At 60.3% G+C, this 16,259-nt stretch carries 12 protein-coding genes and 4 pseudogenes; 11 read left to right on the top strand and 5 right to left on the bottom strand.

Annotated elements, in window-relative coordinates; genetic code table 11:
- The first annotated feature begins 47 nt into the window (after positions 1-47).
- The 5 genes and pseudogenes from HV773_RS26560 to HV773_RS26540 all read left to right on the top strand — a co-directional run.
- Positions 48-1,280: a site-specific integrase gene (locus HV773_RS26560; RefSeq protein ID WP_175197206.1), complete on the top strand. Its 1,233-nt coding sequence runs from the start codon at positions 48-50 to the stop codon at positions 1,278-1,280.
- A complete protein-coding gene (locus HV773_RS26555) occupies positions 1,277-2,224 on the top strand; it encodes a tyrosine-type recombinase/integrase (RefSeq protein ID WP_175197205.1) in 948 nt (315 codons plus the stop codon). Before HV773_RS26560 ends, HV773_RS26555 begins: the two co-directional genes overlap by 4 nt.
- Complete coding sequence (locus tag HV773_RS26550; protein WP_175197204.1) at positions 2,221-3,216, top strand: tyrosine-type recombinase/integrase; 996 nt, start codon at positions 2,221-2,223, stop codon at positions 3,214-3,216. Before HV773_RS26555 ends, HV773_RS26550 begins: the two co-directional genes overlap by 4 nt.
- 88 nt (positions 3,217-3,304) lie before the next feature.
- Positions 3,305-3,547, top strand: a pseudogene (locus HV773_RS26545) (transposase domain-containing protein); the annotation flags it as partial.
- Between the two features lie 75 nt (positions 3,548-3,622).
- Positions 3,623-4,057 (top strand): annotated as a pseudogene (locus tag HV773_RS26540) (IS6 family transposase); the annotation flags it as partial.
- A gap of 57 nt (positions 4,058-4,114) precedes the next feature.
- Here the strand turns inward: HV773_RS26540 and HV773_RS26535 are convergent.
- From HV773_RS26535 to HV773_RS26515, 5 genes and pseudogenes are all read right to left on the bottom strand, one after another.
- A pseudogene (locus HV773_RS26535) lies at positions 4,115-4,219 on the bottom strand (IS6 family transposase); the annotation flags it as partial.
- A 52-nt stretch (positions 4,220-4,271) separates the two neighbouring features.
- Complete coding sequence (locus tag HV773_RS26530) at positions 4,272-5,828, bottom strand: AMP-binding protein (RefSeq protein WP_175197203.1); 1,557 nt, start codon at positions 5,826-5,828, stop codon at positions 4,272-4,274.
- Positions 5,829-5,868: 40 nt separating this feature from the next.
- Positions 5,869-6,813, bottom strand: coding sequence for an Lrp/AsnC family transcriptional regulator (locus tag HV773_RS26525; RefSeq protein ID WP_175197202.1), 945 nt, complete (start codon positions 6,811-6,813; stop codon positions 5,869-5,871).
- 16 nt (positions 6,814-6,829) lie between these two features.
- Entirely contained in the window at positions 6,830-7,981 is a 1,152-nt protein-coding gene (locus tag HV773_RS26520) for a thiolase family protein (RefSeq protein WP_175197201.1), read from the bottom strand.
- Positions 7,982-7,983: 2 nt separating this feature from the next.
- A complete protein-coding gene (locus HV773_RS26515) occupies positions 7,984-8,400 on the bottom strand; it encodes a Zn-ribbon domain-containing OB-fold protein (RefSeq protein WP_175197200.1) in 417 nt (138 codons plus the stop codon).
- 448 nt (positions 8,401-8,848) lie between these two features.
- On the opposite strand from HV773_RS26515, the gene HV773_RS26510 reads away from it, so the two are divergent.
- The 6 genes and pseudogenes from HV773_RS26510 to HV773_RS26485 form a co-directional block, all read left to right on the top strand.
- On the top strand, positions 8,849-10,027 hold the full coding sequence (locus HV773_RS26510; protein WP_175197199.1) for a porin: 1,179 nt from the start codon (positions 8,849-8,851) through the stop codon (positions 10,025-10,027).
- Positions 10,028-10,071: 44 nt separating this feature from the next.
- Positions 10,072-11,367 (top strand): MFS transporter, encoded by a 1,296-nt coding sequence (locus HV773_RS26505; protein WP_175197198.1) that lies wholly within the window; start codon positions 10,072-10,074, stop codon positions 11,365-11,367.
- Between the two features lie 34 nt (positions 11,368-11,401).
- Positions 11,402-13,069 (top strand): amidohydrolase, encoded by a 1,668-nt coding sequence (locus tag HV773_RS26500; protein WP_175197197.1) that lies wholly within the window; start codon positions 11,402-11,404, stop codon positions 13,067-13,069.
- Positions 13,066-14,025: a CobW family GTP-binding protein gene (locus tag HV773_RS26495; RefSeq protein ID WP_175197196.1), complete on the top strand. Its 960-nt coding sequence runs from the start codon at positions 13,066-13,068 to the stop codon at positions 14,023-14,025. Before HV773_RS26500 ends, HV773_RS26495 begins: the two co-directional genes overlap by 4 nt.
- 418 nt (positions 14,026-14,443) lie before the next feature.
- A complete protein-coding gene (locus tag HV773_RS26490) occupies positions 14,444-15,199 on the top strand; it encodes an SDR family NAD(P)-dependent oxidoreductase (protein ID WP_175197195.1) in 756 nt (251 codons plus the stop codon).
- 239 nt (positions 15,200-15,438) lie between these two features.
- Positions 15,439-16,137 (top strand): annotated as a pseudogene (locus HV773_RS26485) (IS21 family transposase); the annotation flags it as partial.
- Positions 16,138-16,259 lie beyond the last annotated feature (122 nt).

Raw genomic sequence — 16,259 nt, 5'->3', positions numbered from 1 at the left:
ACGTATGATTTCTCAGGCTGGCTATCGCGCTGGCCAGGAGAAGCCACATGAATGCGAAACGCACAGTCAGCGAATCCGGCGGGCTGCCGGCCCATCACGTCGATGCATTTCTTGATCGTCTACGGACGGCACACTATTCCGAGGTATCGCTTCGCAAGAAACGAAGAGTCCTGTGTGTGTTCTCTGGGTGGATGAAGAACCGGAACATCGACCTGATTGATCTCGATGAGTCTGTCACGGCTCGTTTTATGAAGCGCCTGATCGACGCATCACAAGACCGCGTCCAGCGTGCGCGCCCCACATTACGGCAGTTTCTCGCCTATCTGCGCGTGGAAGCCATTGTGTGCCCGCCGACGTTGGGCCGCCAATCCGCGATCGCGCACATATATGGCCGATACCTGGACTATCTGAGGCAGGATCGTGGACTCGCGAAGAACTCTCTGCTCGTCTACGGCCCGTTCATTCGCGACTTTCTCGACAACCACTCTGCCAGCGACGGAAGCTTATTGCCAGATGCATTTGACGCGGTAACGATCCGGAATCATCTTCTTGCCCGCAGCCAAGGCCGATCGCCAGAGTACACGCGGCTGATGGCAGTTGCGCTTCGCTCGTTCTGCCATTTCCTATTTCTGCGCGGCGATACGGCCCGAGACCTGTATGAGTCAGTGCCTTCGGTTCGTAAGTGGCGACAGTCAACTGTGCCGACGTTCCTCACGCCTGAGCAGCAAGAAGCTCTCATTGCATCTGCAGACCAGTCGACTCCGACTGGGCGCCGTGACTACGCAATCCTGCTGTTGTTGGCGCGGCTCGGTCTACGTGCCGGAGAAATCGTTGCCATCGAACTCGACGACATTCACTGGCGTTCGGGGGAGCTCGTCGTTCACGGCAAGGGGCAGATGGTCGAGCACGTCCCCCTGCCATCGGAGGTTGGAGAGGCAATCGCAACATATCTTCGCGATAGTCGCGGAGGAAGTGCATCGCGGCGCGTCTTCCTTCGCAGATTGGCACCCCGGGTTGGTTTGGCGGGGCCGGGGGCGATTGGCAAGATTGTTTGCCAGGCCTTCGCACGTGCCGGTTTCCGCCCCGCGTGCCGGGGCGCAGCACATCTGTTCCGTCACGGTCTGGCGACGACGATGATTCGCCACGAGGCCTCGATGGCAGAAATAGCCGAGGTCTTGCGGCACCGCTCACCGGACAGTACCGCGATCTATGCAAAGGTCGCGTTTGAGGACCTGCGCGGGGTCGCGCGCTCGTGGCCCACAGTTGGAGATTCAATATGACTGCAATCCGCGATTCTCTCGCTCGGTACGTGGCGGTTCGCCGCGCTCTCGGGGCATCATTCTATGAACCTGCATTGGCACTTGGCCATTTCGTTGATCTTCTGGAACATGAAGCTGCTGAGTTCATTACGACCGATCTGGCTCTGCGCTGGGCGATGACGCCCGCACTCGTCGAACGCGCCACCTGGGGGCGGCGCCTCTCTCAAGTGAGAGGCTTCGCCAGATGGATGAACGTCATTGACGGTCGAAACCAGATTCCTCCAGCAGGACTCCTGAGTGCCCGCAGACGGCGCAATGCCCCGCATATTTATACTGAGCAGGAAATTGATCTGCTTATGACCCGAGCCGCTCAACTGCGATCCCGAACCGGCATGCGAGCACAGACCTATTCGACGCTCATAGGGCTTCTTGTAGCGACGGGCCTCAGGCCAGGCGAAGCGCTTCGGCTCGACCGGTCCGACGTTGACCTCGTCAGCGGGATACTCTCCATCCGGGAATCGAAGTTCGGCAAATCGCGCTTCGTTCCTGTAGCAGAGTCGACCCGGGTCGCACTCGAACACTATGCCCAGAAACGCGATCAACTCTGTCCTTTACGATTGAGCGAGGCGTTCCTGGTTAGTGAGCGCGGCAAGCGACTGAAGGCCGGCACCGCACGAAGCATGTTCGTCAGAATGTCGCGCGCTGTCGGCCTGCGATCGGCGACAGAAGATGGGCGCGATGGTTACGGCCCGCGCCTACAGGACTTCCGGCATAGCTTCGCGACGGGAAGGCTGGTCGAGTGGTATCGCGCCGGTCTGGACGTCAGTCGGGAATTGCCGAAACTTGCAGCCTACCTCGGGCATGTCAACATCGGTCTTACGTACTGGTACATCGAAGCGGTTCCTGAGTTGCTTGAACTCGCGGCAGGCTATCTCGACAAGAGCTGTCCGGGAGAACAGCCGTGAGCGCCGCCAGTCTGCCATCCCTCGTTCAGCGCTTCTTTACCCAGCGCCTGCTCGAGCAGCAAGGTCTGAGTTCGCATACGGTGGCAAGTTACCGAGACACGTTCCGGCTGTTGCTAGCGTTTGCCACGAAGCATATCGGGCGCGCGCCGTCAAAGCTGCGAATCGAGGACTTCGACGTGTCGTTGATTGAGGAATACCTACAGCACCTCGAACACGGCAGAGGCAATTCGGTGCGGACACGCAACACGCGGCTTGCCGCCGTGCATGCCTTCTTCCGGTTCGTCGCGGTCAGCGAACCTGCGTTGTTTCTGCAGTGTCAGCGCATTCTTGCAATTCCATCTAAACGCTGCGAGCACGGCCCTGTTGAGTTTCTGACCGAGAGCGAGGCCGCCGCTCTGGTAGGGGCGCCTGACGTACGAACGTGGATCGGCAACCGCGATCGAACGCTGCTTCTTGTAGCGGTTCAAACGGGTCTGCGCAACAGTGAATTGACCACACTCCGGCGTCAGGATGTGATGCTCGGCACAGGCGCCCACGTCCGTTGCCTTGGCAAAGGCAGAAAGATGAGATGCACCCCGCTGCGACCGGATGTCGTTGCCGTCCTGAAAGAATGGCTGCTGTATCAACCAGACGAACCAGATGATCCGGTCTTCCCCAGTTCGCGTGGTGGTCATCTTAGTGCCGATGCACTTCAGCGAATCGTGTCGCGCAACGCCGAAATCGCGCGTCTCTCGTGCCCCTCGCTGAAGAAAAAATCCATAACGCCTCACACGCTTCGGCACACGGCCGCGATGAGCCTGATGCATCACGGCGTCGACCTAACCGTGATCGCGCTCTGGCTCGGTCACGAGTCCTCCGAGACTACTCAGGTCTACTTGCACGCCGACATGCAACTCAAGGAACGCGCGCTCGCGCACGCCACGGCGAGCGGTGTGGCGCCGACACGCTACAAACCTCCAGATCCGTTGCTCGCCTTCCTAGAGGCTCTCTGATAATGCCGACAATCCGAGCGACCGGGAACAGAGATCCGCCCAACCGTTGTGTGCGTGGATTCATGACGCGGCATAATCGGGGAGTCAGCATAATCCCTGCGAAAACTCAATCCGCCCCTTCTGCGTCGGGCGCCGCGGATGGCTGTTCTCGGACACCGTCGACGGTGCGAACGCAAGCGCCAATCTCTACGCGTTGGTCGAAACTTGCAAGGCCAACGGCATCGACCCGTATCGTTACCTCACCTGGCTGTTCCAGCGGCTACCTCTTGCAAAGACTGTCGACGACTACGACGCGCTGCTTCCCTGGAAAATGCCCGCGGGCCTTCGCTAACCCACCGCCGCGTTCAGACATGCAGCACTCCGCCACTCCGCTCTGAGGGGCGTCCTTCGTGGATCGCATACGGTCTATCTTTATCGGGCGGTGGATCGGGCGGGTCAGACGGTCGACTTCATGCTCAGCGCCAGGCGCGACGTGAAGGCGGCAAAAGCGTTTTTCAGGAAGGCAATCAAACATCAAGTCCAGCCACCGAAGACCATCACGCTTGATGGCTACGCCGCCTCGCACCGCGCCGTGCGCGAGATGAAGGCCGATGGCTCGCTGCCGGAGGACACGAAGGTCCGATCCTCGAAATATCTCAATAATCTGGTCGAGCAGGACCACCGCAACATCAAGTCCCGGACGAAAGTCATGCTCGGCTTCAAACGTTTCCGGAGCGCAGCGATCACTCTCTCAGGTGTTGAACTGGTACATCGCATTCGCAAGGGCCAATTCCGCCTCGCGAAACTCCACCTCAAAGATACCGCTGCGCCCGCAGTCTGGGTGGCAGTCCTGTCTGCCTGATCAGGCATCCTTTATATAGCAAAATATCTCGTCCATATCAGCTATTTGCACCAGAGCCATATCGCGCGGGCTCAGGTTGAAGCGGAAATACCAGCGAACGGCGCAGCTGATGACGCTCGCTGGGAAGCGGTGACCGTGGTAAAGCGACTTCGTCTTCTTCATCGCCTCTTTTTAACGCCGCGCGCTCGCTAACCTGACAACGCCCGCAGTCCACTTAAATCACACGTTCTTTTCCTGCCCAGTACGGCGCGCGGATGTCCTTTTTCAGAACCTTGCCATTCGGACTACGCGGCAGACTGGGCACGAAATCAACGCTCTTGGGTGCCTGCACGCTGCCCAACCGCTCTTTGCAGAGTGCGATGAGTTCGCCAGCATCGACCGCCTGCCCCGGCTTGAGTTCGACTACAGCCTTGACTGCTTCACCCCATTTCGGGTCGGGCACACCGATTACTGCACAGTCCTGGACCGCGGGGTGTGACCAGATCACCTGCTCGACTTCGCTCGGGTAGACATTGAATCCGCCGGTGATAATCATGTCCTTCTTGCGATCCGTGATATGCAAATAGCCATCAGCGTCAAGGTGCCCGATATCGCCCGTATGCAGCCATCCGTCAATGATCGTCTCTGCGGTCTTCTCCGGCGCCTTGTAGTACCCCTTCATCAACAGGTCACCGGACACGCAGATCTCCCCGGCTACGCCCGCGGCGCAGGGATGGCCGGCATCATCCATGATCGTGACCCGGATCAGCGGCGAGATCCGGCCGCAGGACGATAAGCGCTTATCGTCCGCAATCCTGCCGCTCACGAAATGCTCATCTGGCCGCATGATCGCGATGGTGCCAGGGCATTCTGTCTGACCGTAGAACTCGATCATCACGGGTCCGAAGACCTCGATCGCCTCGCGTAGTTTCTCGGCGGACATCGGAGACGCCCCGTAAAGAAAGTAGCGCAAGGAGGAGAAGTCCCGCGTACGGATATCGGGCCTGCTAAGCAAGGCATAGATCACCGTAGGTGGCAGGAAAAGTTCGGTCACCCGGTGCCGCTCGATGGCGTCGCACAGGCCCACCGGGTCGATCTGCTTGAGGATCACCGTGGTGCCGCCTCGCGCGGTGCATGGCAGGGAAGCCAACCCTGTCGAATGCGTCATCGGCGCGGCCGCAAGAAACACCGCCGGCTCGTCGGATCCGTAGTGGCAGGCCATCATGGCGTGTGCCACAAAGGTCTGCAGGCTCCGATGCGTGTTCATCACGCCCTTCGGCGTGCCGGTCGTGCCGCCGGTGGGCTGCACCGCGACCACATCATCCATCTCGTAGCGGACGTCGGGGACGGTTTCCGGCTGGCCCGAGATCAAGGTCTCGAGGGAGGTCGTTTGCCCCGCTTCGCCATCGATGCACACCACCCGTTTCAGCTTGGGCAACTGCGGCAGGATGGATTCGATCGCAGGCCAGAACGCCTGCTGGAAGAAGAGCACCTCACAATCGAAGGCGTCCAGCAGTTGCGCATTATCGGTGACCGAACTCCGCGGGTTGATCGGCACCCATGCGAGGGCCGCCCGCCACGCACCCAGCACGCACGTCCAGGCAACGGGGTCGTTCAGGGACCACACCGCTGCCTTGGTTTCACGCGCGAATCCGCTAGCTAGCAGGGCGTGAGCAATGCGGCAGGACAGCGTGCCCGCCTCCTGGTAGGTGAAGGCCCGCTCGTCCATGACATAGGCGATGCCGCGCGGATTGAGCTGCCACCCGCGGTCAAAGAAATCGATAATTGCCATGCGTGTCTCCTTTCTTGAAGGGTATGTTTTAGATGTGGATTCAGCCCGGCGGCTCGACTAGGCTGATCAGGTCCGCGCGATGTTTTTTGGGCCTGGCGACAAGGCTCACCGAGGTCTCGATCACACCCGGGACCGTTTGGAGTTTGTTGCGGACGATTTCGGACAGGTGATCAAAGTTGCGTCCGCTGAGAATCACGAAGATGTTCGACCGGCCGCTGATGGCACTGACCTGTCCGACCTCATGCTGGGCGACGAGGTAGTTCAGTGCCGTCTTGAACTGGTCGGCCGCAACCTGAAGATAGGCGATTGCTGCGATCTCGAAGCCCATGCTCCGGTAGTCGCACACTGCACCGATACGGATCTGCTTTGTCGTGAGCATGCGATTGACCCGTTCACGGATCGTGCTGGCCGAAATTCCGAGCACGCGCCCGATCTCCCGGTTGCTGATCCGGCCGTCCATCTGCAACTGGCGAACGATGTCATCGTCCAGCGGATCGCCCTGCGGCTCGCCGAGCGATAGGGCCGGGCTGAGACTGACGACGTCATAGCGGTATTTGTAGGCTTTCAGCGTTACGCTGACATCCAGGCGATCGACGCCGCTGACCTGCCCGATATGGTCTTGCAGCAAGACAAGCAGATCGTCGTTGTCCTCGACCAGCGCCGTGACGTGTATCTCGGGACTGCCCACCATCATCATCACGGATCCCGCGCCTGCGAATGCCGCGATGTCATCGGCCACCGCCTCGGCGGAGCGTCCGCGTATCCATACCTGGATAAAGCAGAAAAGCCGGGTCCTCAGATACTCGACATTGCGTTGGGCCATGACCCGCATGACGCTGGCATCGCTCAGTGCGTGGATGCGCGAAGTCACCGTCGCCTCGGTCACGCCGAGCGCCTGGGCAATCGTCTTCGCGGGGCGCCTGCCATCCTCGCGAAGCTGGCGAATGATGTCGAAATCCAGCTTGTCTGGACGGTTATTCTCCAAGATGGCCTCCTAGCCTCTAGGTTTCGTTGCGAAGAATATGTACCACACAGACTGCGCCCGCTCCGAGCATATGAGCGAGGCCGGTGCGGGCGCCATGATGCTGGCGGCCCACGGCCTCGCCACGCAACTGGCGCGTAATTTCGCAAATCTGACCTATACCGGTCGGGCCGAGTGGATGCCCCATTGCCAGCAGGCCGCCTGAAGGGCTCACGGCCACCCGGCCGCCAATGTCGAAGGCGCCGGCGCGCAGTTCCGCCGCCGCCGTGCCCGGCGCACACAGGCCCATCTGCTCAACGTAAAGCAGTTCTTCGACAGTAAAAGCGTCATGCATTTCGACGATGTCGATCTGGCCGGGGGTGACGTCCGCTTCGGCGTAGGCCTGCAGGATCGTCTCCTGGGTCAGGGCCGCGTCCCAGCCTGTCTCGTCCGGGTAAAGACGCTCGCTGCGCGCGGTCGAATTCAGCACGCGCGGGGCCCTGGGCGGTTCGATTCCATGACGACGCAGCGCTTCTTCCGACGCGACCAGGACGGCCGCGGCCCCTTCTCCGACCGGGCAACACTGCAAAGGGGTAAGGAAACCGGCGACCGGTTCGCCGCTCATGATCTCCGCCAGGCTGTGAGCACGCTGGCGGTGGGCCCAGGGATTGCGCGCGCCGTTGCCAAGATTCTTCACCGCGACCCGCGCGAAATCGGCGGCTGTGGCACCGCTTTCGGCGGCGTACTTCTCGGCCAGCAGCGCGAAATGCGTGAAGGGCGAGACCCGGTCGCCCTCCAGAGAGTCGAGCCCGTTGTGCGTGATCCCGAGTGTGAGGGACCGCGGCTTGTCCACCCCTATGGCCAACGCAATGTCGCTCATCCCCGAAGCCACGTCGATCACTGCATTGCGAAAGGCGGTGGACCCGGAAGCCGAGGCGTTTTCGACCTGTTGCATGGGGATTCCCGTGCAGCCGAGATGGCGCAGCATCGGCCGGGCGGGCGCCATGTCGAGCTGCGTCGTGGCGCAATAGGCAGCGTTCACCGCGGACCATTCGACCCCGGCGTCGGCAAGCGCTGCACGCACGGCGGTGAGTCCGAGTTCCACATACGATGTCGCCGACCGGCGCTGATAACGATGATTGCCTACGCCAATCACATAGACCGGCCGCAGCGCAGCAAGCGCATTGTGCATGATCAGCCCTCCACCGGCGCGAAACGCAACTCGAGCGCGGCGCCCGGCCGGTCACCGGCCACCAGCATCCCGCGCAAGCGCGCGCCGACCTTGAGCCCAACGGCGCGGCGCGGTGCGAGCGTGGCGCGCAATAGCGGACCGCCATCCAGCCGGACTTCCGCCATCACGAAGGGCGTGTCGATATCGGCGCCATGATGGCGATGCACTTCCGCGAAGGAGATCAGTTCACCGTCGGCCGGCAGATCCATGTCCGCCAGTGCAGCGCCATGTGCCCCGCAGGCCTCGCAGCCGTAAGCCTGCCGGGGAAAGCCCACGCGCCCGCAATGGGTGCAGCGGCCAGCGAAGATCACGGGCACTCCCTCTGTGCCGGCCCCATACAGGCTCGGGTGCGCCAGCGGCGCATCGGACTTCTCAATCATTGTTTGTCTCCTGCCTAGATTTTTGGTCGAGTCTCGCAGCCGCGAGCACCGCACGGTAGCGGCGGGGTACAGCACGGTTCACACGCATGTCAGGACGGACAAACAGCCTCCAGAGCGCCAGAGTTCGCTGCCGATCCGCCGCCATTCAAGCGCAATACATTCATCAACACAGATCATAAAACATTTTTGATCTAATTTTCTCGTAAATTTTAGTCCAAAATTAACTTACGGGAAGTCCCTATGTATGTTGTGATTGCAAAAAATATTTTTTAACGCCTAGAATTCGTTCAAATGCGGCCTGAAACGATGTTATGCGTGAAACTTCGCAAATCTAATCGCTCAAAACGATTTATGCTGGGATGCAGATAGGTGGATTGGACGGGAGGTCGCGGCGAGCATCGCCGTAGGCAGCCGGCAGAGCCATAACAAGAATGACTTGAGGAGACTTATGAAACACATAAAACTAGCAACGCTCGCAGCCGCATTGACTGCGTGCCTCGCGCCGATGACAGCGGCCGAAGCCGACTCGATGCGGGACATCATTGGCTACGAAGCCGTCGGCGGCGGCCCCGGTGTATTCGGCGTGGTACCGGCCACGAGCATGGTCTCGATCTACGGATCCATGGACGTGGGACTCGACTATACGAATGCCGGCGGCAAAACCGTTACCCGTGTCGAAAGTGGCAATGAGTACGCTTCCAAGTGGGGGATCTATGGCCAGGAGTACCTGGGCAGCCAGTGGACCGCCTTCTTCCGCCTCGAAAGCGCTTTCAACCTGAATAACGGCACGGTGCAAAGTCAGACTTCGTTTTTTAACCGTGCGTCGTATGTGGGGCTGAGCAGTCCGGTCTGGGGTACGGTGTCCGTCGGCAGACAGTTGAGCGGCGAAGGCGCCATGGCAATCGGCTCCGATGTCTTTCTCGCCAATGGCCATCATTCCATCTCCGCCTACCTGAGCGGCTACTCGGATCTCGGCTACGGGGCCAACGTCGACCTCAGCCGGGTCAACAATTCGATCAGCTACACCACGCCGAATTTCGGGCCCTTTAGCGCCAATCTTTTCTACGCGTTGAAGAGCAACCAGACGGTCGGCCCCAGGACAAAGAACGCATCGATCACGTTCGCCTATGCGACCAGCAAGAATATTGCGACGGCGTCATACTCGCAAACCTACTGCGATGCAGACCCGAGTGCCTCAACCCCGTGCTTGCACGATGCGACGATTGAACCGTCGGTGCGCACAGACAATGTTCTGCTTTCGTATCTGCACGATTTCGGTGGCTTCACGGGCGCGGCGTCCTATCTGTGGAATCACCCCCGCTTCCCTGGAGACCATTCGTCGCAGACGCTGGTATTGGGCGCGGAAAAGATGATCAGCCGCAATCTGCTGCGGGCTAGCGTGGGGTATCGCGATACCACGCAAACTGGCAATCACGCCTGGGGCGTTACGCTCGGCGAAGATTATTTCCTTTCCAAACGCACCTCGCTCTATGCCCGTTTCGGCTTCCTAAAGAACGGACCGAAGTCGGCGCAGACCTACAACTTCGACACAACGGACGCATTCCCATTGCCTGCCATGAGCAAGTCCGTGGTCTCTACGACCATTGGCGTGCTGCATAATTTCTAACCTCTGCGAGTGGGTCTCTGGCCCATTCCGGCGAGCGATAAACGATGACAATGCACCTCGAAGCCAAGATGGCCAGTGAAGCCCGCCCATCACAGACACGTCAGTCCAATTTCAAACTGATCATGGCGACTTCACTGGGAAGTGGCCTGGAAGTTTACGACAACACCATCTTCAGCTATTTTGCGATCGTAATCGGGCAGCAGTTCTTTGCGCCGGCGGGCGACTATGGCGCCTTGCTGCTTTCCGTATCCGTGTTTGCCATTGGCTTTTTGATTCGACCGCTCGGCAGCCTGTATTTCGGCAGCATGGCCGACCGGCGCGGCCGCAAGTTCACGCTCTTGCTGACCATCATGCTGATGGCGCTGGGTGTCCTGCTGATTACCCTTTGTCCGCCGTATAGCCGGATTGGCGTAGCCGCGCCGATCATCCTGCTTGTTGGCCGTCTGCTGCAAGGTTTTTCGCTCGGTGGCGAGTTCGGAGCAGCCACGACGCTGGCCATGGAGTCGAGCGCTCCGCGCTCACGCGGGCACGTGGTCAGTTGGCAGACCGCGTGTCAAGGGGCCGCGACGCTAGCGGGTGCGCTGGTTGCCTTCACACTGACCAAGTACGTACCGCCCGAGCAGTTCCATTCGTGGGGATGGCGAGTAGGCTTTGCGATTGGTTTGAGCATCGCGCCGGTCGGCTTGTATATCCGCTCCCAGATGTCGGAGACCTTCGACGTCACCCAGGCCGCGGGAACGCCGCTCACCGATTTGTGGAAAGGCTATCGCCGCCCGGTGTTTCTCGGCGTCCTGATGATGCTGCTCAACTCCTCGCTGCTGTACATCATTGTCCTGTACATGCCAACCTATCTGATGCAGCAACTGCATTTCCCGAGTTCGACATCCTATCTTGCGAGCATCGTATCCAGCGCCGTTCTACTGGTTACGGCCCCCTTGTCCGGACGACTGGCCGATCGCATGCCGCGGCGCAAGCCCATCCTCCTCGTGTCCATGCTTTTGCCGCCCCTGCTGGTCTACCCGCTGTTTGCCATGCTGGCAAACACTCAGGCCCTCTGGCAGGCACTCCTTTTGATAGGCGGCATGATGGCGGTGGCATCGCTCGGCAGTGGTGCGTTCCTCCTGCTGCTACTCGAAGCATTTCCGGCCAGGGTGCGGGCCAGTGCATTGAGCATCATCTACAGCATAGGAGTTTCCGTCGTCGGTGGATGTGCCCAGTTGTTCGTCACCTGGCTGATCAAATTCAGTGGCGATCCGATGTCCCCTGCCTGGTTCATGATGGGCTGCGGCGCGATCTCCTATACGGCCCTGTTGCTGTTCCGCGAACATAAATCCGTTTGACCCGATTCGAGTCACTACCTGAAGAGATATCCCTATGAAATCGAGGACCGTGATTTTTTCCGCGAAGAAGATCATCACCATGAATCGTAGCCGCCCATATGCGACCCATGTTGCGGTACGCGATGGCCGTATTCTGGCGGTCGGTACGCTCGACGAGATGAGTGGCTGGGACGACGCGACGCTGGACAATTCGTTTGCAGACAAGACACTAATGCCTGGATTTGTCGAAGGCCATGCCCACCTGCTGGAAGGCAGCATGTGGGAGCACGTCTATGTCGGGTATTTCGACCGTTGCGACCCGGATGGCAAAGTGTGGCCGGGACTCAAGTCGATCGACGACGTGGTGGCACGCCTTGCCGCGGCAGCGCGTGAACTGGGCGATCCGTCACAACCTCTGCTTGCGTGGGGATTCGATCCTATCTTCTTCGGCAATGGCCCGCGTATGAGCGCACACGATCTTGACCGTGTGTCGACGCAGCGCCCCGTGGTGATCCTGCATATGAGCAACCACCTGCTGAACGTCAATCGCGCGACGCTTGCGAGGGTGGGCATTGACCGGCACACGGCAATCGACGGCGTTCCCAGGGACGACAACGGCGATCCGAGCGGTGAACTGCAGGAGTTCGCGGCCATGTTTCCGGTGCTCCAGCTGCTTCGGGAAACTGTGGGATTCAACTTCGGAGAGGACAGGAACGCAGCCAGGAACTTTGCGAATATTGCACGGCGGGTCGGCATTACGACGTCGACTGACCTGGCCAATCCCCTGAGCGAAACGGGCATTGCCAATTTGCGTGCGGCAACCGACGATCCGGCATTTCCCATTCGCCTGATCCCTGCATTCGCCCCATTGCTCTTCAAGGGCCAAGAGGGTCCTGCACATCTCAAGGCAGTGTGCGAGTACAACACCGACAAATTGCGTTTTGGCCTGGTGAAACTGGTGATCGACGGATCTATCCAGGGCTTTACCGCGCGCCTGCGCTGGCCGCATTACTACCAGAACCCGGGCAACACCGGCTCCAGCGGCAACGGTCTGTGGCTGCTGCCGCCGTCCCAGCTCGCCAGCCAGCTGGCGAGCTACCACCGCGAAGGCTTCCAGGTGCATATGCACACCAATGGCGACGAAGCCTCCGAAGTGGCCATTGACGCGGTCTCGCAGGTGCTGGCCATGCACCCGCGCCAGGGCCACCGGCATACGCTGCAGCATGCCCAGATGGTGGATGGAGCCCAGCTCGCGCGCATGGCCGAGCTGGGCCTGTGCGCCAACTTTTTCAGCAACCATATCTATTACTGGGGCGATGCCCACTATGCCAAGACCATGGGTCCGGAGCGGGCGCAGCGCATGAACCCCGCAGCGAGCGCCTTGCGCTGTGGCGTGCCTTTCGGCATGCACTCGGATGCACCGGTGACGCCGCTAGGGCCTTTGTTCACCGCCTGGTGCGCGACCAACCGGCTGACCCTGTCGGGGCGTGTGCTGGGTGAGAGCGAGCGCATTAGCGTTGCGGATGCCTTGCATGCCATCACGCTAGGCACGGCCTGGACGCTCAAGATGGACCATGAAATCGGTAGCATCGAATGCGGCAAGTTCGCAGATTTTGCGGTGCTGGAAGACGACCCGCTGGTCGTGGCGCCCGAACGGCTCAAGGACGTACGGGTCTGGGGTACGGTGCTGGGCGGGCGCGTCATGCCCGTGCACCAGGCATGACAGCCGCGCTGCATTCCGGCCCTACTCGCCTGACGGTGATCGGTGGCTTTCTTGGCGCGGGCAAGACCACGCTGCTCAACCATATCCTGAGCAGCGGTCTGAGCGAGCGCACCACGCTGTTGATCAACGATTTCGGCAGCGTGAACATCGATGCAAACGTGATTGCATGGCGGTCTGACGAAGTCATCCAACTGACCAATGGCTGCATGTGCTGCAGCGTGGGAGCCGACTTTTCCCAAGCGCTGCTGCGCGTCATGGAACAGCCGCCCGAGCGCATCATCATCGAAACCAGCGGCGTCTCCGATCCCTGGAAAGTCGCCCAGGTCGGCCTGATAGGGCCGCGCCTGCGGCTGGACGCCGTGATCGTGCTGGTGGACGCCACGTCCGTACGTCAGCATGCTCGGGACCGCTATGTCGGCGAGGTCGTTTTGAGCCAGCTGCGCGCCGCCGACATGCTGGTGCTGAACAAGACCGATTTAATTAGCCCGGCACAGCTCCGCGAACTGCACGTCTGGCTGGCCGAAACCGCACCGCGCGCGCCCATCCTGGATGCCGTGAACGGCGCGCTACCACTGGACTTACTGCTCCACACGCCGCAGGAAAGGGAGCATGGGCGCGGCGCACGCTTGGGTCAGCCCGGAGCCTGGCAGGTCAAGCGGCATGACACGGCATTCTTTCGCTGGCAATGCCTAGATCAGGGCCTGCTGGATGCACAACGCCTGCAGGAGCAGCTCGACAAGCTGCCAGCTGAAGTCCTGCGCATCAAAGGTTTTTTGCGTCTGTCCAGCGCGCCCGAGCAATGGCAAATGCTGCAATGGGCCGGCCGGCGCTTTCAGTTGACGCCTGCGCCTGAATATCGTGCCGGCGACGAAGCGCAGCTGGTGGCCATTGGCACGCCTGCGGATTTCGACCTCAGGGTGCTGGACCGGGCGTTTGAGCGGGCGCGTGCGCGGTGACTTTCAGTACCTACCACGCGCTTCCCCAAGCTGCTGCGGACGGACCGCAAGTTCTAGGGAGCCTCTGCGTAATGCAAATCCCACCGTGGCGGTGCTTGAATAAGCCTTGTGCCCCACGCTTTTTCTCCCACTGGATGCCCTCATCCCCAGCGGGCAGTCTTGCGCAGAAATCAACCCTATGAGGGCCGCCTTTGACCGGCGTGGAGCCACGGACCTAGGTTGCCCTTGCGAGAGGTCTGTCAAATGGCCGGACTTGATGGTGCAGCAGTTACTCGGGAAGTGGACCGGTAAAAGTGGCTGAGGTCAGCTGCGCAACTACATGCCATTGCGACTGTATGCATATTTCATTTGACCTCAGAAAAAGTTAATTAAACAGTTTCACGTTCTCTAAACAACGATTCTTCAAGGAGATAATTAAATGGGCCGTCTGGAAGGAAAAACTGCCATTATCACGGGCGCGGCGAATGGCATTGGCCGTAGCTCAGCGTTGCTGTTCGCTCGCGAGGGCGCTAGTGTTGTAATTGCAGACATCGATCACGAGGGTGCCTGCAAAGTTGCGGAGGAGATTGCAAACGCCGATGGACGCGCTATCGCGGTGCATACCGACGTGACCGAGGAGCAAAGCATGTTAGCGATGATCGACATGGCCTTGTCCGCGTTCGGGAACATCAACATCCTCTACAACAATGCGGGAGGATCCACTCCGCGAGACAACAATGTGGTCGACGCCCCCGTTGACGAGTTCTGGCGAGCAATCAAGCTTGACCTCTGGGGTACTTTCCTCGGCTGCAAGCTTGTCATTCCTCATATCGTCAGGGTGGGAGGAGGGGCCATCATTAATACAACTTCGAACGTGGCGTTGATTGGCTGTCCCGGCGTGGATTGTTATACCGCCGCCAAAGGAGGTGTCGCGGCACTCACTCGCTCCCTTGCTGTTGAGTTTGCCTCCAAGCGTATTCGTGTCAATGCCATTGCGCCGACTATAACGATGACGCCACGCGTTGCCGAGCGAATTAAGACAGCCGTCGGAGCAAGTGAACATGTCTCACGAAATCATCTGGGCCTCGCTTACCCTGAAGATATTGCGCTCACTGCGCTCTATTTGGCATCAGACGACTCGCGTATGACGACTGGTTCGATTCAAGCGCCAGATGGAGGCTCCACGATCTCATGAGCTAGAGCGTGTTAGGAACTATTCGTAAGGTTTGCGAAATGAATGGTGCGCGTCAAACAAGATGAGAGCAGCGCGTCAATCAGGATGAGAGTACTGGCGTTGCGGCAGCGGTGGAGGGCGTAGCCCGGAACCGCTGCCGCAACGCCGCGCCGTGGAGCCCCCCGCTGTCTGGGTGCCTTGTCGGTGGTCGCGGTAAATCGGGTATGAACAGCTCGTCCATGTAGCGAAGGGAGGCTGAGTTGCCCGGCCGACACGTCAACGACCATCAGATGAGGCTCTACATGAAGTACAGACTCAAGGAGGGGCCGCCCCAGGCGGCTGCGCGCGCTGGGTTCAGCGCCGCCACGGGCTATCGCATCGAAGAGGACCCGCGATTGCCGTCGCAGAAGAAGGCCCCGCGCGGGCGTCGCCGGGCCGATCCCCTGGTCGCGATCTTTGACACCGAGATCGTGCCGCTGCTCCAGTCCGCCCCCGGCATCCGGCCGATAGCCGTACTGGACGAGATGCTTCGGCGTCATCCCGACCTCCCGGGCAACGTGCGCCGCACTCTCGAGCGGCGTATTCGCGACTGGCGCGCACTCCATGGCGAGGAACGTGACGTCATGTTCCGTCAGGTGCACCAGCCCGGTCAGCTAGGCTTGTCCGACTTCACCGAGATGGACAGCCTGGGCATTACCGTGACCGGTGTCACGCTGGACCACCGTCTCTATCACTTCCGGCTGGCCTGCTCAGGCTTTGAGCACGCTCACGTCATTCTCGGCGGCGAGAGCTATGTCGCGCTGGCCGAAGGGCTGCAGAACGCGATCTGGGCACTCGGAGGCGCGCCGCGCGAGCACCGCAGCGACAGCCTGTCGGCGGCGTTCCGCAATCTCGATGCCGACGCGCGCAAGGATTTGACCACGCGTTACGACGCACTGTGCGCCCACTACGGCATGCAGCCCACACTGATCGGCCCCCGGTAAACAGTGCCATGATGTAAGCGAGTTTTCGGCGGACTTTTCGAAGGAAAGGAGCCGTGCGATGAAACGCAAACGCTTCAGTGTCGAGCAGATTGTGGCTG

Origin of the sequence: Paraburkholderia caffeinitolerans, assembly GCF_902859945.1 — a bacterium.
Taxonomy (GTDB): domain Bacteria; phylum Pseudomonadota; class Gammaproteobacteria; order Burkholderiales; family Burkholderiaceae; genus Paraburkholderia; species Paraburkholderia caffeinitolerans.
Note: the sequence above shows the minus strand (reverse complement) of the source record. Positions and strands in the feature narration are given on the sequence as shown.